Genomic DNA, 22,838 nt, shown 5'->3' with positions numbered 1-22,838 from the left:
CGCGCCGAACCCGCTCTCCGCCGCGACATTCACGGCCAACCCGCAGAGCCGTTATCAGACCACCGACGTGCTCGCCAACCAGTCGGAGTTGACCTACAAGTTCAATACCGGTGATTTCAAACATACGCTGCTCGGCGGCGCCGAGGTGTCGCGGGAAACGTCCTCGATCGACAAATACAGCGGCTTTAGTTCGGAGCTGGTGACGAGCATCCCGTTCAATGGCAGCGGTTCGGTGGCCGGCCAGAGCGTGTTCAATCCCTCCTATAATCTCACGCCATTTGGGACGGCGGCGGCGCTGCTCGGAAAGCCGACCAATCTCTCGATCGACACCGCCAGCGGCTATGTGCTCGATAGCGTCAACTACCGCGACCTCGTCATCCTCAATGGCGGCGTCCGCGTCGACGATTATCGTCTCAACACGTCGGGCTGGGGGACGGGTGCGCTGACATCCGTGTTCGGCACGCAGTCGGCCGAGTTCACCATGCCGAACTTCAACCTCGGCATCACCCTGAAGCCGCTGCCCTACGCCAGCGTCTATGCGGCCTACGCGACCTCGTCGGATCCGGTCGGCGCCGAGTTCGACGGCACCAGCACCGCCTATGGCGGCGTCGCGCCCGTGCTCGCCAACAGCCCGAACCAGATCTTTGGGCCGGAAAAAAATCAGGCGATCGAGCTCGGCACCAAGTGGGAATTGTTCAACCGGCACCTGCTGCTAACCGGCGCCCTGTTCCAGACCAACAAGGAAAACGCGCGCGAGGCCTATAACGTCAGCAGCGCGGCGACGGCAACAACGAACTGTCCATATACCGGCGTGGCGGCGTCCTGCATCATCGCCGGATCGGAATACTACGTTCGCGGCATCGACCTCGAGGCCGCCGGCAAGATCACCGACAAATGGAGCGTGTTCGGTGGTCTGGTGCTGATGCAGTCGCAGGTGACGAAATCCAATGTGCCGCCGGCTGCGATGCCGCAGCCGCTGCTGTATACCACCAATGTCGGCCTGCCGCTCGCCAACGTCGCGCACCAGTCCTTCAGCCTGCTGAGCAAGTACCAGCTTACGGACATGTGGGAGATCGGGGGACAAGCGGTCTATCGTTCGCAGATCTATGGTGGCCAGTTGCTCGCCGCGAACGAAGGTACCTCGATTCCGAGCTATTGGAAGTTCGATGCTTTCGTGGAAGCCAGGATCGACAACAACTGGAAGGTCAAGCTCTACGTCAACAACATCACCAACAAGCTCTATTACGACGCGCTGTATCAGAGCGCCGCGCCATTCGTGCTGGAGGCGCCGGGCCGCGCCGCGTATATCGTCCTGTCGGCACGGTACTGATGCTGGTCTGTATCCCCAACGTACTGAGCAAGGATGAGGTGGCGGATTTCCGCCACCTCATGGATGCGAGCGCCTGGGAAGACGGCCGTTCCACGGCCGGTGCGCAGTCGGCAATGGTGAAGAGTAACGAGCAGCTCCCGCCTGACAGCGAAGTGGCGCGCCAGCTCGGCGACCGCATCGTCTCGGCGCTGACCTCCAATTCCCGCTTCATTTCAGCGGCGATCCCGCTTCAGATCTTCCCGCCGCTGTTCAATCGATATCGCGCCGCGGACGGCCATCACTTCGGCATCCATGTCGACAACGCCGTGCGCGGCGATCGCCTGACCGGGCTTCGGATTCGAACCGACCTGTCGGTGACATTGTTTCTGTCGGAGCCGGACGAATATGACGGCGGCGAGCTGGTGGTGGAGGACCTCTATGGCTCACACGAGATCAAGCTGCCTGCGGGCGATCTCGTGCTGTATCCGGCCTCCAGCCTTCACATGGTGACGCCGGTCAGGTGCGGCGCGCGCGTCGCCTCGTTCTTCTGGCTGCAAAGCATGGTCCGCGACGCGCACGCGCGAAGCCTGATCTTCGATCTCGACAATGCGATCCAGGCGCTGGTGGAGCGGCTCGGGCGTGACGATCCGGAGACGGTCCGCTTGACCGGCGTCTATCACAACCTGGTCCGCGTCTGGGCGGAAGTGTAGAGCCTCCGGGGCTCTATCCTTCGGGGACGCATCGGTTTCGGGATGCTCCTCAGGATGAGGTCCTGGATCCTCATGGTGAGGAGGGGCGGAGCGCCGTCTCGATCCATAGCCGTACTGATCCGGCGTCCGCTACGCCTGCTTGGGCAACGCGACGATATCGAGCAGCCGGCGGCCTTCCGCCTTGAGCAACTTCTTCACGGCGTTGGAGGCCACCACCGTGCCGTCATTGGCATATGCTTCGTGGTTCTTCTCGATGTCGTCGAGGCGATAGAGGTAGTTGACCATGACGCCGGCGGATTCACGCAGGCCCTTGGGCGAGACGTCGCCCAGCCAGTTGATGCGTTCGAGCCGTGCGCCGTTGCCGAGATGGAATCGCGCCACTGAATCGATCAGGCGCCCCTTGGGCGTGCGCGCTTTCAGGAAATAATAAGCTGCCAGGGTTTCGACGATCGGGCGTAGCTGGCCTTCCAGCTCGGGGTTCTTCCACCAGGTGGGTTCGTCGAGGTGTTTAAGAAGCGGTCGCTCGTCCTCGGCGACGGGAAGATAGGGCGTCGTCTTCAGCCATTTCATGAAGCCCGGCACTGGCGACAGCGTCACGAAGTTTTCCAGCCTGGGCAATTCCCGGCGCAGTTCCTCGACCACTTGCTTGATCAGGAAGTTGCCGAAGGAGATGCCGCCCAGCCCGCGCTGGGTGTTGGAGATCGAATAGAACACGGCGGTGCGGGCCCGCTCGACCGGAACCGGCTTGCGGTCTTCCGCCAGCAGCGGCGCGATTGCATTCGGGATTTCTTCGGTCAGCGCCACCTCAACGAAGATCAGCGGTTCGTCGACCAGCGCCGGGTGGAAAAAGGCATAACAGCGCCGATCGACCGGATCGATGCGCCGGCGCAGATCGTTCCAGCCGCCGATCTCATGCACGGCCTCATAGCGGATGATCTTTTCCAGGATGTTGGCGGGTGTTGACCAGTCGATCCTGCGCAGCACGAGAAATCCTCTGTTGAACCACGATCCGAGCAGATGCACGACGTCGCGGTCGAGCGCGGCGAGATTCTTGTCGCTGCCCTTGTCGCCGTTGATGAGATCAAGCAGATCCGCGCGCATCGCGACGAGTTCAGCGGTGCCGCCGGGGGCGCGATTCAGCCGCCGGATCAATTCCTGCCGCCGCGGCTCGGAGGCAAAGTGCAGCGCGCCGCCATTGCCGTCGCCGGGCTCTGCGATCCAGGCCTCGATGGCCTTGTTCACCTTGTCGCGGTCGGGGCCGAAATTCTGCGCCAGCGCCTTGAAGAAGGCGCCTCGCTCCTCGGGGGGAAGATCATGATAGCGATCGAGAAGTTCGCTCGCCATCGCGGTGCCGGATGCTTCGCCGCGGCCGGACAGGACCGCTTCGCAAAGCTCGATCAGGCCATCGGCATCCGCCTTGCCGTCCTCCGGCTGGACGCGGTGGAGCAGGGTACGCCCCCGCTCCGAAATGGTTGCAAGCAGGTCACTGAAGAAGGCGTTGGCCATGTTTGACTGATCGAATCCGAAAATTGAGCTGCGGGTGGATATTACGTTGATTTAAGGCAAAGTGGGTGTCAATCAAGCACAACAATTTGTCATGCCGGTTGCGACAGCCAGTCCTTTCTTCCGAATCCGCTCGGGGTCCGGCCGGTAACCTGCCGGAACGCATGCGAAAAAGCAGGGAGGCTCGCATAGCCGAGTTCGCTAGCGACCTGCTTGATCGAAACATTGGCATCGGTTGACAGCCGCTCGATGGCGGCGGCGATCCGCGCCCGCTGGCACCAGCTCTTGAAGCTCAATTGCGTTTCAGTCGCGAACAGCCGCGACAGGGTGCGCCCCGACGTGCCCACGGCGCGTGCAAGTGCCTCGATCTCATGCCGCGCCGTGGGATCGGCAAGCACGATGCTGGCCGCGCGCCGGCAACGCGGTTCCCGTGGCAATGGAACGAACGTCGTGGAATCCTCAGCGTGCTGCAATTCGAGCATCGCCAGGCGGATCAACAGCGTGGAGCGCTCGCCGTCGAGGCGGCCTTCGAACAGCGCAAGGATCGTCTCGTGCAACAGCGGCGACACCCGCACCACGAATTCGTGGCTCGGGTCCGTGCCTCGTTGCTCGCGCGCCAGCCACGCAGGATCGAAGTAGAGCGTGCGCATGTCGATATCGGCGAGCACGTCGATGGCATGCGCAAGGTGCGCGGGAACCCACACCGCGCGATCCGGCGGTACCAGCCAGCGTCCTTTCGGCGTCGTGACCTGCATGGTGCCGCGGGCGGCATACACCAGCTGCGCCTCGCGATGGGTGTGGGTGTCGAGCCGGGTGCCTCTGGGGTAATGGTTCGCAATCAGATGAACGCCGTCGCCGGTGGAACTCCGGCGTCCCTGGATCATCGCGATTGGCTTTTCGGCGATATTCATTGGCCGCATCCCGTCACCGCAAACAGCTATATCTCATTCCCGCAAAATAGGGGATTAGGCTTATGAACAGCCCAAGCCGCGTGATCGGCTTCGTCAATGCCGGGCATTTCATCGACCATTATTCGATGCTGATCTTTGCGGCGGCCGTCATCGTCATGGGACCGGCGCTCGGCATGGCCTATTCGGAGCTGTTGCCTTATGCCACGCCCGGCTTCGTGGCGTTCGGCGCCGGTTCGCTCCTGACCGGCTGGCTCGGCGATCGCTGGAGCCGCCGCCACATGATGGTGATTTTCTTTCTCGGCATCGGCGCCTCGATGATCGCGGTCGGCCTCGTCAGTACGCCGCTCCAACTCGGTGCCGCGTTGTTATCGATCGGGCTGTTCGCCTCGATCTATCATCCGGTCGGCACCGCGATGATCGTCTCCTATGCCGAAGCGCTCGGCCGCGAGATGGGCATCAACGGCGTGTGGGGCAATCTCGGCGTGGCGTCGTCGGCCCTCGTCACCGGCATCGTCGGACAATATCTCGGCTGGCGCTGGGCCTTCATCCTGCCGGGCACGGTCACGATGCTGCTCGGAATTTGCTTTGCGGCCGTGGTCAGGCACGAAGACCGCAAGAACGCCAGACAGGCGGCGGCGCAGGCGCGGGTCGCCAAGCAAGATATGTGGCGGGTGATCGTGGCGCTTCTGATCGTGGTGATCGCGATCTCCACCACCTTTAACGCGGTGACGGTGGCGCTGCCAAAACTGTTTGCCGAGCGGCTGAGTGGCCTGACGCAAAGCCCGGCACTGCTGGGCGTGATCGCCGCCGGCGTCTACGTGTTCGGGGCGATGACGCAATATACGGTCGGCAAGCTGCTCGACCGCTACACGTTGAAAGCGGTTTCATTGCCGCTGTCGTTCGTGCTGGCGCCGCTTCTGTACCTCGCGGCCGAACTGTCGAATCTGCCGCTGATCGTCGTCTCCATCGGCATCGTGATGGGCGCGTTCGGCCAGGTCACCGTCAACGATGCCATGGTCGGCAAATACACCAGCGAGGAATGGCGCTCGCGCGCCTACGCCGTGCGTTACTTCGTCGGGTTTACCGCCGCGGGTGTTTCGGTCGGGCTGGTGGCCTGGCTCTATCAGCAGGGCGGCTTTGTCACCATGCTGCATGCGTTCGCGGGCCTGTGCTTGCTCACGATCGCGGCCGCGCTCATTCTGCCGGTGGAAATCAGGACGTCGGCCGCCCGGTCCGGCTAGACTTGGCTCTCAAGGGCCGATTCGCAACATATGCCCGCGGTATTGTGGGGCGTTTTGTCCTGAACCGGGACTTCAACCCGGCATGTTGCTTGCATTCATTTTAGCCAAAGCCCCGTTGTGTCCTGTTTTGGACGGGGAAACTCGCTTAAGGAGCGGCGGCCCAATGACCATTGCAACCACAGCGCCGATGGCTGGCGCGGAACGGTCGAGCATGAACTCGATCGTGTTCGCGAGCTGCTTCGGCACCATCATCGAATGGTACGACTTCCTGATCTACGCCACCGCCGCGACGCTCGTCTTCAACAAGGCATTTTTCCCGACCTTCGATCCGCTGGCCTCGACGCTCGCTGCGCTCGGCAGCTATGCGGTCGGTTTTCTGGCGCGGCCGCTCGGCGGCGCGCTGTTCGGCCATTTCGGCGATCGGCTGGGCCGCAAGTCCATGCTGGTGGTGACGCTGTTCATCATGGGCTTGAGCACCTTCTGCATCGGCCTGCTGCCGACCTATGCCTCGATCGGGGTGTTTGCGCCGATCCTTCTGATCGTGCTGCGGATCATCCAGGGCATCGGGCTTGGCGGCGAGTGGGGCGGCGCCTCACTGATGGTGCTCGAGCATGCTCCGGCCGACAAAAGGGGATTCTATGCGAGCTTCGTGCAGATCGGCTTTCCAATAGGTCTGGTGCTCGCCTCGCTCGTCTTCTCCCTGGTCACCAAACTGCCGGAGGCGGACTTTGCCAGCTATGGCTGGCGCATCCCGTTTCTCATCAGCATCGTTTTGCTCGGGGTCGGCACCTTTGTCCGCTCGCGCGTGCCCGAGACGCCGGTGTTCGAAGGCATGAAGCAGCGCGACGACCTGTCCGGCAATCCGGTTGTCGAAGCTGTCGGCAAGAACACCAAGACCTTCCTGATTGCAGTAGGGCTCAAGCTGTCCGAGGTCTCCTGGGTCTATATGCTCTCGGTGTTCGTCGTCGGCTATGCCACGACCAAGCTCAGCCTGCCCAAGTCGATGCTGCTCGATGCGGTGCTCTATGCGGCGCTGCTCGAACTCATCACCTTGCCGGCGTTCGGATGGCTGTCGGACCGGATCGGCCGCAGGCCGCTCTATGTTCTCGGCGCGCTGTTCTCGATCGCGTTTGCATTCCCGCTGTTCTGGATGATCGACAGCAAAAGCGAATTCGTGATTTTCGCCGCGATCATGATCGCGATGAATTTCGGGCACGGGATGATGTTCGGGCCTGAGTCCGCTTACTTCCCGGAACTGTTCGGCTCGCGCGTGCGCTATAGCGGAGCGTCCTTCGGTTTCCAGGCCTCGGCCGCGATCGGCGGCGGGTTTGCGCCGATCATCGCAACCGCGATGGTCGGCTATTACGGCGGCACCGGCGGCGTCTCGATCATGATGATCGCGCTTGCCACCATTACGCTTGTTGCTGCGCTCGCCGCGCGTGAAACCCGCGGCAAGCCGCTGGATTGATAGAGCATGATCCGGAAAAGCGGGAACCGGTTTTCCCTCGCGATAAACGCGAAGTGCGTTTGCGCGGAGATCATGCTCGAAAAGAGATGACTCGGATGCGGTTCGGCATCTTCATCTATGACGGTGTCGAGCCGATCGACCTCGCCACCTTCGGCGTGCTGTCGATGGCCCGCCGCATCGCGCCGGAAATCTCGATAGTTACGATTGCTCCCCATGCCGGTGAGATCGCGCTCGCCAACGGTTTGAAGGTGAGCGCCGATTACGGCATCGACAATGCGCCGCCATGCGACATCGTCATCGTCACCGGTGGACCCGGCTGGACCGCGCAGGCCAAATCGCCCGAGACGCTCGACTACATCCGCCGCGTTCATGTCTCGTCCCGTATCGCCTCCGTCTGCACCGGCGGCATGATCCTCGCGGCCAGCGGCGTGCTCGATGGCGGACCGGCGACGACCAAAATCGAAGTGGTGCCGCCCGAGACATCTCCGGCCGCGGTGATGCGCGAGACTTATCCTGCGATCGACGTGCACGAGGCGATGCTGGTCGAGCGGGGTGACGGCGTGGTCACTGGCGGCGGGGTAACGCTCTGCATCGACACCACGCTGCATCTCTTGAGCCAGATGCTCGGCGAAGACGTCGCCAGCGAGACCGCGCGGATCATGGAATATAGCCGCGCCTGGCGCGCCAATCGTGAGGCGTTTGCGCCGATGCTTGCGGGCAGCGGCCGGTCTTAACCTGCTCGTTTACGCCGCCGCGTCGATCGACACGGCAAGGCAATCCTCCAGAATGGTTCTCAGGCTTGCGATGATGGGCCGCATCGATGGGCCTGGCGGGCCGCAAAGCGACACCTGAAAGGGAGGCAGGTCGGGGAGACCGTGCCGGCCGTCCAGCACCGAGAGGCCCGACGGCAACGCCGCCGGAGTCCGGACCGCAACGCCAAGGCCGAGCTTCACGGCGCTCCAGAGATCCGGCAGCGTATTGCTGATATAGCCGATCGACCAGTCGATATCGGCGCGATCGAGCGAGGTGGTGGCGGCGGCGCGAAAGAAGCACGGCGGATCAAACGCGGCGAGGCGGACCGGCTCGTTCCTGTTCAGTGCGAAGTCGCTCCGGCCGATCCACACCATCGGAAGGTTGGCAGACCACAAGGCACTGGCAGGTCTGCTTGCAGAAAACACAACAGCGAGGTCGATCTGATTGTCGATGAGCCGGCTCTGCAGCAGGGCGCTTCTGCCCTCGGTCACTTCCAGCGTTGCGGACGGGTGACTGCGACGAAATCCCGCGATGACCGCCGGCAACCAGGTTTCCGCGACATCGTGAGGAACACCGAGCGAGACTGTTCCGTCGATCGAATTTTGCGACGTGCTCGACAGCGCCTCGTCGTTGAGCGCGAGCAATTGCCGGGCATAGTCCACCAGCCGCGCCCCTGCGCCGGTCGGCGCCATTTGCCTTCCACTGCGCACGAAGAGCGGCTCGCCGATCTGCTCTTCGAGCCGTTTCAGTTGAAGGCTGACGGCGGATTCCGAACGTCCGACCCGCCGCGCCGCGGCTGCGAAACTTCCGCTTTCGACCGCCGCGAGAAGGGTGCGCAAGATGGCAAGATCCAGCGTCTGCATTTGACCTCCGTTTCGCTCAAGTGACGGCTTGAGGACTACTCACTTTACGCCGGGCGATCGCGGGACGAAAAGAGCCGCGCACCTCACTTAATAGAGATGAACGGGAGACGAAGTGATGAAGCGGATGTTGATCGCGGTCGTAGCTCTGTCGGCCATTTCGGCTGCGGCCGTCGCCGAGGAGTTTCCTGCCCTGCAGCGCGTGCCGGTGCTGGAAGAGGCGATCCCATCCACCAACCCGGCGATCAAGCTGGTTCGCGGTGCGCGCGTCCGGTTTGCGCCGCGCCAGCCGACGACGCTTCACCGCCATCCGATTTCGGTTGCCGGCGTGGTGACCGCGGGCAGCTTCATATTCAAGAGAGAGGGCGAGCCCGAGAAAGTCATCAAGGCCGGCGATCCCTTCTTCGAGCCCGCGGGCGTCACCATCGAAAAGTTCGATAATGCATCGAGCACCGAGCCTGCGGAGCTTATCGCCTTTTATCTGACCGATACGAAGGATCGCCCGCTGATCGAGCTGTTGGGCGCGAAATAGATCGCCCCCGACCCGGTGACCGCCGAATAGCAGCCTCAGCGAATTTTCATTCCTACTACCCGCTTTCCGGAGTTCGTGCTCCCTGCTGCACCCACCTGTTGCGGCCATTGCCAATCCGCCATAATGACTTTCGTGAAAGGCCTCAAAAAACGCAACAAGGGGCCGGCGGGAGCAGGTTATGCGTCATCGGTTTTTGCCGCACATCGGCGGTCTCATTCTCGGAGTCTCGGTCATGCTGACGGGTAGCGCCCATGCCGACGGGCTGAAGGAGCAAATTGCGCCAACGGGCAAGCTGCGGGTCGCGATCGGTATCAGCCCGGCCGGCGGCGCCTACTGGTCGACCAAAACCGAAAACGGCTATGCCGGCGTGCCGGTCGATCTTGGCAAGGCGCTGGCCGACCAGTTGGGATTGCCGGTCGAATATGTCGCCTATTCGAATTCCGGGCTGATCACCGATGCTGCCGCCAAAGGCGAATGGGATGTCAGCTTCCTGCCCGAAGATCCCGAGCGCGCCAAGAAGATCGCGTTCGGCCCCATCTACGAGGTCACGGAAGCGACCTATATCGTCAAAGCCGGCTCGACCATCAAGAATTTCGCCGACCTTGATCAACCGGGCGTCAAGGTCGTGGCCGTGAATAACACCACGACGATGCGCGGCGCGCAGGCGCATCTGAAGAACGCCAAGGTCACAGGCTATGAGACCTATGACGAGATCTTCAATCTGTTGAAGAACGGCGAGATCGACGCATTCGCGCTGTCGCGCGATCAGCTCAATGCGCTGGCGAAAAAGATTCCGGGCACCCGCGTGCTGGACGAAACCTTCAAGCAGACGGTCACGGCCGTGGCCGTGCCGCTCAATCACCCATTATCGCTTGAATATGCCAGCAAGTTCCTGGCGGACGCAAAGACGAACGGCCTGTTGCGCAAGGCGTTCGACAATAACGGGCTGAAGGACACCCCGCTGCGCGCGAAGTGACGTCATTGCGAGCGACAGCTAAGCAATCCAGCACCTTCATCGATCTGGATCGCGTCGCTTGCGCTCGCGATGACCCGCTACTTCCCCGCGCCCTCAATCGGCTCGAGGCCCGAATTGATGATTGTCTCGCGCGCGGCCGGAGAGGCGAGGAATTTGATCAGCGCCTTGCCGGCCTCAGGTTCTTTCGAGCCGCTGGCGATCCCCGCGGAAAATACCGTGACCTTCTGCAAGGATTCCGGCAGCGGGCCGACAAGGTCGATGCCGTGGACCGGCTTCAATTCGCTGATCTGCTGCAAGCCAAGCTCGGCCTCGCCGCGCGCCACGATCTCGGCAACCGGCGTCGCCGGAATCTTCTTCGCCTTGTCCTTCATCTCCTCGGCAATGCCGAGCTTCTGAAACATCTCCGTTGAGATATAGACGCCGCTGGCGCTGTCGGAATAGGCGACGGATTTTGCCGCCAGCAGCGCCTTCTTGACCGCGTCTGCCGAAGAAATATCCGGTTTCGGGCTGCCTGCCTTCACCGCAACCCCGATCTTGGAATTGACGAGGTCGACGCGGTCGACCGCCTTTCCCTTCTTGATGAGATCGTCGAGCGCATAGCCGACCAGAATAAGAACGTCGGCGGGCTCGCCGCGTTCGAGCCGCGTCGGGATCGCGTTGACCGTCGTGCCCATTGACGGGCCATAGGCGGTGACCACCTTGTTGCCGGTCGCCTTTTCGAATTCAGGCACCAGGGCGTTATAGGCCGCCGACAGTCCGCCCGAGATCATCACGTGAACTTCGGCCGCTTGCGCGGTGCCGGCGAGCCACAGCGACAGGGCCATGCCGATTGCGACATGGTGAAAATGATGGAATCGGAAACGCATGAGAGCTCCTCCCAGCTTTTATTTTGCGGGTCTCTATTAGCGGGACGCTACTCGCGTGCAAAGGCGCAAAACAACCCCGAGGCATGTCATTCCGCACGGTCCGTGTACGGACCGATCCGGAATCTCGATGAATTGTGCGATCTGCGGCCGCCAGATTCCGGGTTCGCGCTTTTAGCGCGCCCCGGAATGACGGCTCTCAAGAATTCACATGCACGAAATCGCGCAGCAGCGGATAGATCTCGTTGTTCCAGCGCCGCCCCGAGAACACGCCATAATGACCGACGCCGGCTTGCAGGTGGTGCACCCGCCGATAGGCGCGCACGCCGCTGCAGAGCTCCTGCGCCGCGAGGGTCTGTCCGACCGAGCAGATGTCGTCCTTCTCGCCCTCGACTGTCATCAGGCCCATGCGCTTGATGGCGGCCGGATTCACCGGCCGGCCGCGGAAGCTCATCTTGCCCTGCGGCAGCAGATGGTTCTGGAACACGTCGCGTACGGTCTCGAGATAAAACTCGGCCGGCAGATCCATCACCGCGAAGTATTCGTCGTAGAAACTCTTGATGGTTTCGGCCTTCTCGGTCTCGCCCCTCGCCAGGTGATTGGCGAGGTCCATGTGCTGCTTGATGTGACGCTCGAGATTCATCGACACGAAGGCGGTGAGCTGCACGAAGCCGGGATAGACCTGGCGGAACGCGCCCTTGCACTGCATGGGCACGTAATTGATCAGGTTGGTCTCGAACCACTTCAGCGGCTTGGCTTTGGCAAATTCGTTCACTTTGGTGGGCTGGATACGGGTGTCGATCGGGCCTGCCATCAGCGTCAGCGTCGCCGGCCGCGCGGGATGATCGTCCTCGCACATGATCGCGGCGGCGGCGAGCGCCGACACCGAAGGTTGGCAGATCGCCACCATGTGCGCGCGCGGCCCGAGCTTGTCGAGGAAGGTGATCAGGTGCTCGGTATAGTCGTCGAGACCGAAGCGACCCTGGCGCAGCGGGATGTCGCGCGGGTTATGCCAATCGGTGATGTAGACGTCGTGGTCCTGCAGCAGCGTCTGCACCGTGCCGCGCAGCAGCGTCGCGAAATGTCCGGACATCGGCGCGACCAGAAGCAGCCGCGGCTGCTCCGGTGCATTCTCTTTCTTGAAATGCAGCAACGAACCGAACGGCGTGGCGAAGGTGACTTCCTCGGTCACCTCGCACTCCCGATTTCCCACCGCCACCTTTTCGATGCCGTAGGCCGGACGGGTGTAGGTGAGGGAGGTGCGCGAGATCAGTTCCAGCGCGGCCGTTAGCCGCCGGAACAGCCGGTCGGATACGCCTTGCGGCACCAAATTGAGGTACTTGAGGGCCTGCGCAGCCCCGCTTCGCCAGGGCGCCGTCAGATCCGTATGGTTCTGATAGGCCTGATATAATAACGACGTCATTCAAACACCCCTGCCCGAGGCCATGCAATATTGAAGCCAGAGCGGAGTCAAACAGCCTAAAAAACTGGCACGTCACTTGCTGTTGAAAACTGAGAGAACGGGACAGCGAACGACCAAACCGGGAAACCGTGCAATCTGACAGTCCAAACGGCGGGGAAGACCAATGGCGAAGGCGACACTCACCATCAGCAGCAAGAACTATTCCTCCTGGTCGCTGCGCGGCTGGCTGCTGACGCGGTTTGCGGGGCTGGATTTCGAGGAGATCATTACCGCGCCGGATGATCCTTCGGCACGGGCCGAAATCCTGCTGCTGTCGCCCACCATCCTGGTGCCGTGCCTGCGGCATGAGGGGGCGACCGTGTGGGACACGCTCGCGATCGCCGAGTATCTCAACGAGATCAGGCCGGACGCCGGGCTGTTACCCGAGGATCGCGTCCAGCGGGCGCATTGCCGTTCGATCTGTGGCGAAATCCACTCCGGTTTCACCACCCTTCGCGCCTCGTTGCCGGTCAATCTCAAGGGCCATTTTCCGAACTTCAAGATCTGGTCGCGCGCGCAAGCAGACATCGATCGCGTCTGTACCATCTGGCGCGAGTGCCTGGAGAAGTCTGGAGGACCGTTCCTGTTCGGAACGCGCACCATGGCGGACGCGATGTACGCGCCGGTTGTGACCCGCTTCAAAACCTACGATGTCAAACTCGAGCCGCGGCTCGAGCAATACGCCGCCGGCATCATGGCGATGGCGGAAATGCAGGAATGGGTCGAGGCTGCTCTCGCCGAACCCACGGATATCGAAGAACTCGAGGTGGACTATTAGACGAAGGCGTTGATCCCGCCGCCTCGTTAACGTTTGGCAGCATGCGGGCGGCGCCCGCCAATCATGCGCTCTTTATCTAGTGCCGATGCTTCACCCTGCAGGCGACATCTAGCCGTGAACATTGGCGTACGCGGTGATTCGGCTGATTCGGGCGCGATTCGTTCCGCCCGCGTTCCGACCCTTAACGCCGCACGGTCTCGACGTCGCATTTTGAGACAGGCCGCGGGCCGTTGCGGTCTTCGCGGCGCATCCGCCATCCGATTACGTTGGCCTCGAGCAAGCCGCCCGACTCGTGGTTGCGCCAGGCGCCGTTGCTGAAACGGCAGGCGAACGGCAGTTCGTAGGTCCCGCTCTGGTCTTCGCACAAAACCTGGACCGGCAAATCCGGCGGCGGCTCTCCCTCGCCATCGAACTGGGCCAGCCGTTTTTCGCGCGTTGCCATATCTAGAGCTCCAATTCCGAAGTTCGCTTGACGTTGCGGTAGCCTCTGATGCGAACTTCGGGATCAAAGGAGCTCTGGCAATGATGGTCTTCTGGCGCGGCTCTCCCATGGCGAACTTGCAGTGGACCGGACGGGGACTTCAAATTCCCGCACCGGACTCTTCGTCCGTGATGCGCGGCGGATCGCCGGCCCGCATCGATCAAGCTCAATGCGCGATTGCGGTCGCAGTGTGGTAGCATCGGGCCTAGAAATGTTCGCTCGCAAGAAATTTACCGGGCGAGTCCGGTTGCAACGAGGTGTGGCATGATCGGCCGTGCTGGCGGGGGTTTGTTGTTGTTGCTGGTCGGCACAGGCCTCGCCCACGCGCAGGATGTCCCCGGCATCGAGATTTGCACCGCCGAAAAGACGATGGAGCGGCGCACCAGCTGCCTGCAAAGCAATGTCGAGTTCCTGCAGAAGTCGATCGCAAAACTGGCGCTGGATCATCAGCAGAAGCTCGATGCGGCAAAGGCGCAGATCGAAGCCCTCAAAACCACGGTTGTTGCGTTGCAGAAGGTTGTGGAGGAGCTGAAGGCCGCGCAAGCCAAGGCAGCCGACAACAGCAAGAAATCCGAGACGCCTGCCGCAAAGGACGCGGCCGCCAAAGACGCGCCCAAGGACGGTGCGACGAAAGAAAGCGGCAAATAACGCCGCCTGTTTTGAGCGGGCGCAACGGCGATCAAACGGCGCGCGCACGACAGAAGGCATGATGACGCCGTCTCGTGGAGTTGTTTGATCCGATGAACCCGGCCCAGAAAGCCCTCTGGTATATCGAAAGCCATCTGCCGAGCGAGTTGACGCTCGAGGAGATCGCGGACGTCGCCGGCGTCTCGCGCTTTCACATGGTGCGGGCGTTCGCTGCGGCGACCGGCTTTTCGGTTATGCGTTATGTACGGGCGCGCCGTCTGACCGAGGCGGCGCGTTCGCTTGCAGCCGGCGCGCCCGATATTCTCTCGCTGGCGCTGGAGGCGGATTACGGCTCCCACGAGGCGTTCACACGCGCTTTCCGCGATCATTTCGGGCTCACCCCTGAATCGGTCCGCAGCCTGAAATGCATCGACGATCTCAAGCTCCAGGAGCCAATCCAGATGAACTCTTCCGTCATTGAAAATCTAAAGCCGCCGCGTTTTGAAACCTCAAGACCGCTGCTCGTGGCCGGCGTTGGCGATCGCTACAACCACGAGAACGGCGCCGGGATTCCGAGCCAGTGGCAACGCTTCCACCAGGTGGTCGAGGATATTCCGCATCGCGTCGGCAAGGTGGCGTATGGCGTTTGCTGCAATGGCGACGATGCCGGCAATTTCGATTACATTGCCGGCGTCGAAGTGTCGGACTTTTCCGACCTGCCGCGGCCGTTCTTTCGCGTGCGGATTCCGGAGCAGCGCTACGCCGTATTTGCGCACCGCGAGCACATCTCGACCATCCGCCAAACCATCAACACGATCTGGAACCAGTGGCTGCCGGCATCCGGGTTCAAGCTCGCCGACGCGCCGGTATTCGAGCGCTACGACGAGAATTTCGATCCCGTCAGCGGCAATGGCGGCTTTGAAATCTGGGTGCCGGTAAAGGACTAATAGCGGTCTGAAATTTCGCCATTTCCTGGCACGCCGGCCATGCGCCGCGGCTGCTTGCAAGCCGTGGCAGCTTTGCCCTAACGTTGCGCGATCAAAGTGCGCGCGACGGTGCCCGTGCGCTTAAAAGAAGCCGGGAGGGGCAATTCATGGCCGAACTTCGCGTCCTTGCGACCGACCTCGAATTTCCAGAAGGTCCGGTGGCGATGCCGGATGGATCGGTGGTACTGGTCGAAATTCGAGGGCGGCGGCTGACGCGCGTCCACCCTGACGGACGCAAGGAAGTGGTCGCAGAAATTCCCGGCGGCCCGAACGGTGCGGCGCTTGGCCCCGACGGCAAGATCTACGTCTGCAACAATGGCGGTTTTTCCTGGATTCCGTCGGGCAAGACCATCATGCCGGGGGCGCAGCCCGACGATTATCTCGGTGGCTCGATCCAGCGCGTCGATTTGCAGAGCGGCAAGGTCGAGACTGTCGTGACGAAATGCGGCGAGCACGCGCTGCGCGGTCCGAACGACCTTGTATTCGATCGGCATGGCGGCCTCTGGTTTTCCGATCTCGGCAAGCGCCGTGCCCGCGAGATGGATGTCGGCGCCTTCTATTATCTCAAGCCCGGTATGAAGGAGATCGTCGAGGGGGTGCACGGTATATTGCCGGCCAACGGCATTGGCCTCTCGCCTGACGAAAAGACCGTCTACATCGCGGAAACGCCGACCGCTCGGCTCTGGGCCTACGACATTTCAGAACCCGGCATCGTCAAACCGCGCGAAGTGATCTATCGCGGCGAGCGCGGCCGGCCGATCGCGGGGCTCGGCGGCTATCAGATGTTCGATTCGCTTGCGGTCGAGGCCAATGGCAATGTCTGTGTTGCCACGCTCGTCTCCGGCTGCATTTCGGTGATTGCGCCCAACGGTACGCTCGTCGAGCAGGTGCCGACCGGCGACCGCGTCACCACCAATATCGCCTTTGGTGGGCCCGAACTGAAAACGGCTTACATAACATTGTCCGGCAAGGGCGAACTGGTTGCGATGGATTGGCCGCGGCCTGGTCTGCCGCTGAATTTTTTGAACAAGTGATGACACGTCATTCCGGGATGGTCCGAAGGACCAGACCCGGAATCCCGAGCTTCCGGGTTCGCTGTTCGCATCGCCCCGGAATGACAGGTGAAGAGGAGACTTAAAATGCCCTGGCCTGAACCGGTAACCCTGAGCGGAGTGCATGCGCGGCTCGAGCCGCTATCGCACGCGCATCTTGCCGGATTGACCGAAGCGGTAAGCGACGGTGAATTGTGGAAGCTCTGGTATACGGCGATACCGAAACCCGAAGATATGGCCAAGGAAATCGATCGCCGGCTCGGCTTGCAGCAAAAGGGCTCGATGCTGCCGTTCACGGTGTTCGACGCCGACGGCAAGATCGCGGGCATGTCGACCTATATGAACATCGATGCCGGAAACCGCCGGGTCGAGATCGGCTCGACGTGGTATGCCAAGCGCGTGCAGCGCACGGCGCTCAACACGCAGTGCAAGCTGCTGCTGCTCTCACATGCTTTCGAAAAGCTCGATTGCATCGCGGTCGAATTCCGCACGCATTTCTTCAATCATCAGAGCCGGCGCGGCATCGAACGCCTCGGCGCCAAGCAGGACGGCATCTTGCGCAACCATCAGGTTGGACCGAACGGCACGTTGCGCGACACGGTGGTGTTTTCCATCATCGCCTCGGAATGGCCGACCGTGAAAGCGCATCTTGCGTTTCAACTGAACGAGAAGCCGCGATAACTATGGATACGTTCGATTATGTCATCATCGGAGCGGGCTCGGCCGGTTGTGTGCTGGCCAATCGCCTCAGCGAGGATGCTTCGACGAAAATCTGTCTGCTCGAAGCCGGCCCGCGCGACTGGCATCCCTACATTCATCTGCCCGCCGGCTTCATCAAGACGTTCCATATGCGCAGCGTCAACTGGGCCTATCAGCAGGAGCCGGGTCCGTGGACCGGCGGTCGCAGTATCTATGCGCCGCGGGGCAAGACGCTTGGCGGATCGTCCTCGATCAACGGCCACATCTACAATCGCGGTCAGCGCCAGGACTTCAATACCTGGGCGCAGCTCGGCAACCGCGGCTGGGGATACGCAGACGTGCTGCCGTATTTCAAGCGGCTGGAAAAGCGCATCGGCCCGGGCGACGACACCTATCGTGGCCGCGAGGGTAATCTCACCGTCACCACCATGGACTGGAAGGACCCGCTGTGCGAGGCCTTCATGGAAGGCGCGGTCTCGCTCGGCATTCCGCGCAATCCCGATTACAACGGCGCGATCCAGGAAGGCGTGTCCTACGCGCAGCGCACCATCAAGAACGGCCTTCGCGTCAGTGCCGCAACCGCGTTCCTGCATCCGGCGATCAAGCGCGGAAATATCGATGTTCGCACGCACGCCCATGTCACCGAAATCGTCTTCGAAGGCAAGCGTGCCGTCGGGGTGCGTTACCGGCGCGGCGGCAGGAACGGCACCTTGCACGAGGTGCGCGCGGCGAGGGAGGTCATACTCTCTGGTGGCGCCTATAACTCGCCGCAACTCCTGCAACTGTCCGGCGTCGGGTCGCCGGAACTGTTGCAGTCGCACGGCATCGAGGTGCGTCATGCTCTGCCGGGCGTCGGCGAAGGGTTGCAGGACCATTACGCGCCGCGCTCGGTCGCGCGCGTCAAGAACATCAAGACCATCAACGAGCGGCGACAGGGGCTGCGCCTGGTCGGCGAAGCTTTCAAATGGGTCACCACGCGCCGCGGTCTCCTGTCGCTGTCGCCGACCATGGTCTATTGCTTCTGGCATTCCGGCGAGACCACCGAAAGCTCGGACCTGCAACTGACGTTCACACCCGCGAGCTACAAGGAGGGCGTACAGGGTACGCTGGAGGATCTCCCCGGCATGACGGTGACATCCTGGCAGCAGCGTCCCGAAAGCCGCGGCTACGTCCGCATTCGCTCAGGCGATCCATTTGTGCAGCCGGTGATCCAGACCAACTATCTTACCGCAGACCTCGATCGTCGCATCGTCGTCGCCGGCATGAAGCTGGCGCGCCGGCTTTTGAAATCGGAGCCGCTTGCGCCCTATTACGATTACGAGGATTTTCCCGGGCCCGACGTGCAGACCGACGAGGAATTTCTGCAGGCCGCCACCAAGCGCGGCACCACGACGTTCCATCCGGGCTGCACCTGCCGCATGGGTCCCGCCGACGCGGCGTGGGCGGTGGTCGACGATCAGCTACGCGTCCATGGCCTGGACGGCTTGCGTGTGGTCGATGCTTCGGTGATGCCGCGGATGATTTCGGCCAACCTCAACGCCTCGACGCAGATGATCGCCGACAAGGCCAGCGACATGATTCGGGGAAAGGCGCCGCTGGAGGCGGTGGTGCTTTAGGTTTGCATCGGCGGCGGTCTAGAAGGAATGGCCGCCGGAATCTGACCCACTGTGGTCTGAGCTATCCCAGGACGAAGCGGGATAGTCGTTCTCGCTTCGTCCGGCGTTACCGGTCCGATCGGACGAAACCTTGGTGCCTTGCCGAAAAGCGTAGCCGATGAAGCCCACAAGAAGCACAACGCATAAGGGCGCAACAATCCAATCCGGCATGGTCTGATCCTTCGCGTGCGCAGGAAGCTGCCAAGCCACCATACCCCTGCAAGGTTCTACGCATTCAGTCGGCGGGGATCGCGATTTGCGGCAGATTTTATTGACCTGAGCGGCTTGGATGCATTGCTGCCGGAATCCGGCCCTTGCTCGGATGCGCCGGACTTGCCGCCATTCCCGGTTGGTTCGTAATTGCCGTTCTCTTGGTCGGGCCTGGCCTTCGCGCTCTGATAAAGCACAAGAACGATGAAGCCGAAGAGAACCAGAAAGCAGAGCGGTGCGACCATCCAATCGGGCATGGCCTGATCTAACAGACCCGATCAGGTTATTCAACTGATGGCTGTAAATATTTTAAATTCTACCTTAAGGAGAAGGCCTTTTTAGCGCGCTATTTTCTTATACCTCGCGCCGGCTCAAAAACGCCAGCCGCTCGAACAGGTGCACGTCCTGCTCGTTCTTGAGCAGCGCGCCATGCAGCGGCGGGATCAGTTTGCGCGGATCGCGTTCCCTCAAGCTTTCCGGGGTGATGTCCTCGTTGAGCAGAAGCTTGAGCCAGTCCAGAAGCTCCGAGGTCGAGGGCTTCTTTTTCAGGCCGGGCACCTCGCGTACTTCGAAGAAGATTCGCAAGGCCTCCTCGACCAGCCGCTTCTTGATGCCGGGGAAATGTACGTCGACGATCCGGCCCATAGTCTCGGCATCGGGAAACTTGATGTAGTGGAAAAAGCAGCGGCGCAGGAAAGCGTCGGGCAGCTCCTTCTCGTTGTTCGACGTGATCATCATGATCGGGCGTTGTTTCGCCTTGATGGTTTCGCCGGTCTCGTAGACGTGGAATTCCATGCGGTCGAGTTCGAGCAGGAGATCGTTGGGGAATTCGATGTCGGCCTTGTCGATCTCGTCGATCAGCAGCACCGGGCGTTGATCGCTGGCAAAGGCATCCCACAATTTGCCGCGCTTGATGTAGTTCTTGATGTCGGACACGCGCGCATCGCCGAGCTGGCTGTCGCGTAGCCGCGAGACGGCATCATATTCGTAGAGGCCTTGCTGGGCCTTGGTGGTCGACTTGATGTGCCAGGTCAAGAGCGGGGCTTTCAGCGCTTTTGCCACTTCCTCGGCCAGCACGGTCTTGCCGGTGCCGGGCTCACCCTTGATCAGCAGCGGTCGCTCGAGCACGATCGAGGCGTTGACGGCCACTTTAAGGTCTTCGGTCGCGACATAATCCTTGGTGCCGGTAAATTTCATCAGGTATCTACCTTCGTTATAGAGTCTTGAGCACGGCATCGCCGTGGCTCGCGGAACGCGGCGAAAGGGTTCTTGCGGGTTTGTTTCACGCGCGCTTGATCAGCGAGAGAATGACGAGCACGATCACTGCGCCGACGGTGGCATCGAGGATTGCGCCGATGGTCCCGGTCGCAAGCACGATATGGAGCTGCGGCAGCACCCAGCTGGCGACCAGCGCGCCGATGATACCGACGACGATATTTCCGATCAGCCCAAAGCCGGCGCCGTGCACGATTTTGCCGGCCAGCCAGCCGGCAACCGCACCGATGATGATGGCACCCAAGAGACCCATGAATGCAGCCCCGTTTCGAATGGTAACAATATCCAATTGTAGTTGAAAAGCGTCATAGGTCTAGGCTTGGCTGTGGCTGACAGGCCGCCCAGATAAGCCTTACTGGCCCTTGACGCTGGTGGGTTGACGCGGTTCTCTGCCGCCATGTTTCTGCAATTCTTCACATCGCTGCGCGAGGCCCAGGTCCCGGTGACCTTGCGCGAATATCTGACGCTGATGGAGGCGATCGACGCCGACCTCGCGGAGCAGTCGGTCGAGAATTTCTACTACCTGTCGCGCGCCGCGCTGGTGAAGGACGAACGCAACCTCGACAAGTTCGATCGGGTGTTCGGCACCGTGTTCAAGGGGCTTGAAAGCCTGCTGGATGCGATGCTGAAGGCCGAGATTCCCGAGGAATGGCTGAAGAAGCTCGCCGAAAAATATCTCACCGAGGAAGAGAAGAAGCAGATCGAGGCGATGGGCTGGGACAAGCTCATGGAGACGCTTCGCAAGCGCCTGGAGGAGCAGAAGGGGCGGCACCAGGGCGGCAACAAGTGGATCGGCACCGCCGGCACGTCTCCTTTCGGTGCCCACGGCTATAACCCGGAAGGCATCCGCATCGGCCAGGAGAAGAACCGTAATTTCCGCGCGGTGAAGGTGTGGGACCGCCGCGAGTTCAAGGATCTCGACGGCAATGTCGAGCTCGGCATCCGCAACATCAAGGTCGCGCTGCGGCGGCTGCGCAAGTTCGCCCGCACCGGCGCCCCGGACGAACTCGACCTCGACACCACGATCCGCGAGACCGCCAATCACGGCTATCTCGACGTCCATATGCGTCCCGAGCGGCGCAACGCGGTCAAGGTTCTGGTGTTCTTCGACATCGGCGGCTCGATGGATTCCCACGTCGAGCAGGTCGAGGAATTGTTCTCGGCCGCGAAAAGCGAATTCAAGCACATGGAATATTTCTACTTCCACAACTGCCTCTATGAGGGCGTGTGGAAGGAGAACCGCCGCCGCTTCACCGACCGCACGCCGACCTGGGACGTGCTGCACAAATATCCGCACGACTACAAGGTCGTGTTCGTCGGCGACGCCTCGATGAGCCCTTACGAGGTCATGGTGCCGGGCGGATCGGTCGAGCATGTCAACGAGGAGGCAGGCTCCGTCTGGCTTGAGCGTGTCATCCGCACCTATCCGCATGCGGTGTGGCTCAATCCGGTCGCGCAGAAGCACTGGGACTATTCGGAATCGACCACCATCATCAAGCGCATCTTCGCGGGTCGCATGTATCCGATCACGATCGAGGGTCTCGAAAACGCGATGAAGGAATTGGTGCGGTAGTTTAAGTCGTCATTTCGGACGGACCGCGGAACGCGGTCCGATCCGGAATCTCGATGTCGTTTCGTTGGCTCGAGATTCCGGGTTCGCCTCTTCGAGGCGCCCCGGAAAGACGGAGCAGGGAGTTGGAGAACATGCCCCAGACCATCCATCGCGGCATCAAGGCCCTCGTCGACGAGGCCAATGCCGAAATCGAAACCATGAGCGCCAAGGAGGCGATCGAGGCGGCGCAAGGCGGCGACGTTGTCATCGTCGATATCCGCGATCCACGCGAACTCGAACGCGAGGGCAGGATTCCGGGATCGTTCTCCTGCACGCGAGGCATGCTGGAATTCTGGATCGATCCGGCCAGCCCCTACGCCAAGCCGATCTTTCAGCAAGACAAGAAGTTCATCTTTCACTGTGCCGGTGGCTTGCGCTCGGCGCTGGCGGCCAAGACCGCCCAGGACATGGGCTTGAGGCCGGTGGCGCATATTGCCGGCGGCTTTGCCGCCTGGCGCGATGCCGGCGGCCCGACCGAAAAATGGGAACCGAAGAAGAAGGATTGATCCGGCCGTCATTCTGGGACGCGCGAAGCGCGAGCCCGGAATCCATCGGCCGCATTACTATTTGAGAAATGGATTCCGGGTCTGCGCCATTCAAGTCGGCTGTTGCCGACTTGAAGCCGAACTCGGGTAGACCCGAGTTCGGTGGCGCCTCCCGGAATGACAGCAAGGAAATGAACTCATGACCACCACCAACGATCCGCTGGTTTCCACCGAATGGCTGGCCGAGCATCTCAAGGATGCCAACGTCAAACTGCTCGATGCCACGTTCAAGCTGCCCGGCGTTCTGCCGCTGCCGAAGGATGATTATCTCGCCGCGCACATTCCGGGCGCGGTCTATTTCGACGTCGATGCGGTGTCGGATCATTCCAA

The 22,838-nt window shown here is 61.6% G+C and carries 24 protein-coding genes; 16 read left to right on the top strand and 8 right to left on the bottom strand.

The features are described from left to right. Positions 1–1,330: TonB-dependent receptor (locus VFL62_RS16680; RefSeq protein ID WP_325173484.1), on the top strand; the 1,330-nt coding region annotated here is incomplete at its 5' end. Then, positions 1,330–2,019: a Fe2+-dependent dioxygenase gene (locus VFL62_RS16675; RefSeq protein WP_325173483.1), complete on the top strand. Its 690-nt coding sequence runs from the start codon at positions 1,330–1,332 to the stop codon at positions 2,017–2,019. The genes VFL62_RS16680 and VFL62_RS16675, both read left to right, overlap by 1 nt. Positions 2,020–2,148: 129 nt before the next feature. On the opposite strand, the gene VFL62_RS16670 is transcribed toward VFL62_RS16675, so the two are convergent. After that, positions 2,149–3,525 carry a malonyl-CoA decarboxylase gene (locus VFL62_RS16670; RefSeq protein ID WP_325173482.1) on the bottom strand — a complete coding sequence of 459 codons (1,377 nt, stop codon included), beginning with the start codon at positions 3,523–3,525 and terminating at the stop codon, positions 2,149–2,151. 89 nt (positions 3,526–3,614) lie between these two features. Then, on the bottom strand, positions 3,615–4,433 hold the full coding sequence (locus VFL62_RS16665; RefSeq protein ID WP_325173481.1) for a helix-turn-helix transcriptional regulator: 819 nt from the start codon (positions 4,431–4,433) through the stop codon (positions 3,615–3,617). 62 nt (positions 4,434–4,495) lie between these two features. On the opposite strand from VFL62_RS16665, the gene VFL62_RS16660 reads away from it, so the two are divergent. The 3 genes from VFL62_RS16660 (at position 4,496) to VFL62_RS16650 (ending at position 7,876) form a co-directional block, all read left to right on the top strand. After that, positions 4,496–5,674 (top strand): MFS transporter, encoded by a 1,179-nt coding sequence (locus VFL62_RS16660; RefSeq protein WP_325173480.1) that lies wholly within the window; start codon positions 4,496–4,498, stop codon positions 5,672–5,674. 163 nt (positions 5,675–5,837) lie between these two features. After that, the gene (locus VFL62_RS16655) at positions 5,838–7,142 is read left to right on the top strand and encodes an MFS transporter (RefSeq protein ID WP_325173479.1); all 1,305 of its coding nucleotides are present in this window, start codon (positions 5,838–5,840) and stop codon (positions 7,140–7,142) included. An 86-nt stretch (positions 7,143–7,228) separates the two neighbouring features. Beyond that, a complete protein-coding gene (locus tag VFL62_RS16650) occupies positions 7,229–7,876 on the top strand; it encodes a DJ-1/PfpI family protein (protein ID WP_325173478.1) in 648 nt (215 codons plus the stop codon). A 9-nt stretch (positions 7,877–7,885) separates the two neighbouring features. Here the strand turns inward: VFL62_RS16650 and VFL62_RS16645 are convergent, their stop codons facing one another. Then, entirely contained in the window at positions 7,886–8,758 is an 873-nt protein-coding gene (locus VFL62_RS16645; RefSeq protein WP_325173477.1) for a LysR substrate-binding domain-containing protein, read from the bottom strand. 115 nt (positions 8,759–8,873) lie between these two features. Between VFL62_RS16645 and VFL62_RS16640 the strand changes: the two genes are divergently transcribed. Further along, positions 8,874–9,287, top strand: a complete 414-nt coding sequence (locus VFL62_RS16640) for a cupin domain-containing protein (protein ID WP_325173476.1) — start codon at positions 8,874–8,876, stop codon at positions 9,285–9,287. A gap of 232 nt (positions 9,288–9,519) precedes the next feature. After that, complete coding sequence (locus tag VFL62_RS16635; RefSeq protein ID WP_414644746.1) at positions 9,520–10,263, top strand: transporter substrate-binding domain-containing protein; 744 nt, start codon at positions 9,520–9,522, stop codon at positions 10,261–10,263. A gap of 77 nt (positions 10,264–10,340) precedes the next feature. Here VFL62_RS16635 and modA read toward each other — a convergent pair whose 3' ends face one another. Then, positions 10,341–11,087: a molybdate ABC transporter substrate-binding protein gene (gene modA, locus VFL62_RS16630; RefSeq protein WP_325173485.1), complete on the bottom strand. Its 747-nt coding sequence runs from the start codon at positions 11,085–11,087 to the stop codon at positions 10,341–10,343. A 238-nt stretch (positions 11,088–11,325) separates the two neighbouring features. Continuing rightward, positions 11,326–12,549 carry a polyhydroxyalkanoate depolymerase gene (locus tag VFL62_RS16625; RefSeq protein ID WP_325173474.1) on the bottom strand — a complete coding sequence of 408 codons (1,224 nt, stop codon included), beginning with the start codon at positions 12,547–12,549 and terminating at the stop codon, positions 11,326–11,328. A gap of 163 nt (positions 12,550–12,712) precedes the next feature. Between VFL62_RS16625 and VFL62_RS16620 the strand changes: the two genes are divergently transcribed. Beyond that, positions 12,713–13,366: a glutathione S-transferase family protein gene (locus VFL62_RS16620; RefSeq protein ID WP_325173473.1), complete on the top strand. Its 654-nt coding sequence runs from the start codon at positions 12,713–12,715 to the stop codon at positions 13,364–13,366. A 181-nt stretch (positions 13,367–13,547) separates the two neighbouring features. Here VFL62_RS16620 and VFL62_RS16615 read toward each other — a convergent pair whose 3' ends face one another. Then, positions 13,548–13,808, bottom strand: coding sequence for a hypothetical protein (locus tag VFL62_RS16615; RefSeq protein WP_325173472.1), 261 nt, complete (start codon positions 13,806–13,808; stop codon positions 13,548–13,550). A 303-nt stretch (positions 13,809–14,111) separates the two neighbouring features. On the opposite strand from VFL62_RS16615, the gene VFL62_RS16610 reads away from it, so the two are divergent. The 5 genes from VFL62_RS16610 (at position 14,112) to VFL62_RS16590 (ending at position 18,827) form a co-directional block, all read left to right on the top strand. Next, positions 14,112–14,495 (top strand): hypothetical protein, encoded by a 384-nt coding sequence (locus VFL62_RS16610; protein ID WP_325173471.1) that lies wholly within the window; start codon positions 14,112–14,114, stop codon positions 14,493–14,495. Between the two features lie 92 nt (positions 14,496–14,587). Then, positions 14,588–15,421, top strand: coding sequence for an AraC family transcriptional regulator (locus tag VFL62_RS16605; RefSeq protein ID WP_325173470.1), 834 nt, complete (start codon positions 14,588–14,590; stop codon positions 15,419–15,421). Between the two features lie 146 nt (positions 15,422–15,567). Beyond that, a complete protein-coding gene (locus VFL62_RS16600) occupies positions 15,568–16,494 on the top strand; it encodes an SMP-30/gluconolactonase/LRE family protein (protein WP_325173469.1) in 927 nt (308 codons plus the stop codon). Between the two features lie 105 nt (positions 16,495–16,599). Continuing rightward, positions 16,600–17,193 (top strand): GNAT family protein, encoded by a 594-nt coding sequence (locus VFL62_RS16595; protein ID WP_325173468.1) that lies wholly within the window; start codon positions 16,600–16,602, stop codon positions 17,191–17,193. A 2-nt stretch (positions 17,194–17,195) separates the two neighbouring features. After that, a complete protein-coding gene (locus VFL62_RS16590; protein WP_325173467.1) occupies positions 17,196–18,827 on the top strand; it encodes a GMC family oxidoreductase in 1,632 nt (543 codons plus the stop codon). A gap of 603 nt (positions 18,828–19,430) precedes the next feature. Here VFL62_RS16590 and VFL62_RS16585 read toward each other — a convergent pair. Then, on the bottom strand, positions 19,431–20,273 hold the full coding sequence (locus tag VFL62_RS16585; RefSeq protein WP_325173466.1) for a MoxR family ATPase: 843 nt from the start codon (positions 20,271–20,273) through the stop codon (positions 19,431–19,433). A gap of 85 nt (positions 20,274–20,358) precedes the next feature. Beyond that, entirely contained in the window at positions 20,359–20,604 is a 246-nt protein-coding gene (locus tag VFL62_RS16580; RefSeq protein ID WP_325173465.1) for a GlsB/YeaQ/YmgE family stress response membrane protein, read from the bottom strand. Positions 20,605–20,748: 144 nt separating this feature from the next. Between VFL62_RS16580 and VFL62_RS16575 the strand changes: the two genes are divergently transcribed. The 3 genes from VFL62_RS16575 to VFL62_RS16565 form a co-directional block, all read left to right on the top strand. Next, positions 20,749–21,924: a VWA domain-containing protein gene (locus VFL62_RS16575; RefSeq protein WP_325173464.1), complete on the top strand. Its 1,176-nt coding sequence runs from the start codon at positions 20,749–20,751 to the stop codon at positions 21,922–21,924. A 131-nt stretch (positions 21,925–22,055) separates the two neighbouring features. After that, a complete protein-coding gene (locus tag VFL62_RS16570; RefSeq protein ID WP_325173463.1) occupies positions 22,056–22,469 on the top strand; it encodes a rhodanese-like domain-containing protein in 414 nt (137 codons plus the stop codon). A gap of 178 nt (positions 22,470–22,647) precedes the next feature. Continuing rightward, positions 22,648–22,838: rhodanese-like domain-containing protein (locus VFL62_RS16565; RefSeq protein WP_325173462.1), on the top strand; the 191-nt coding region annotated here is incomplete at its 3' end.

The sequence above is a fragment of the Bradyrhizobium sp. genome (genome assembly GCF_035701725.1).
Classification (GTDB): domain Bacteria; phylum Pseudomonadota; class Alphaproteobacteria; order Rhizobiales; family Xanthobacteraceae; genus Bradyrhizobium.
This window is presented reverse-complemented; position numbering and strand designations above follow the sequence as displayed.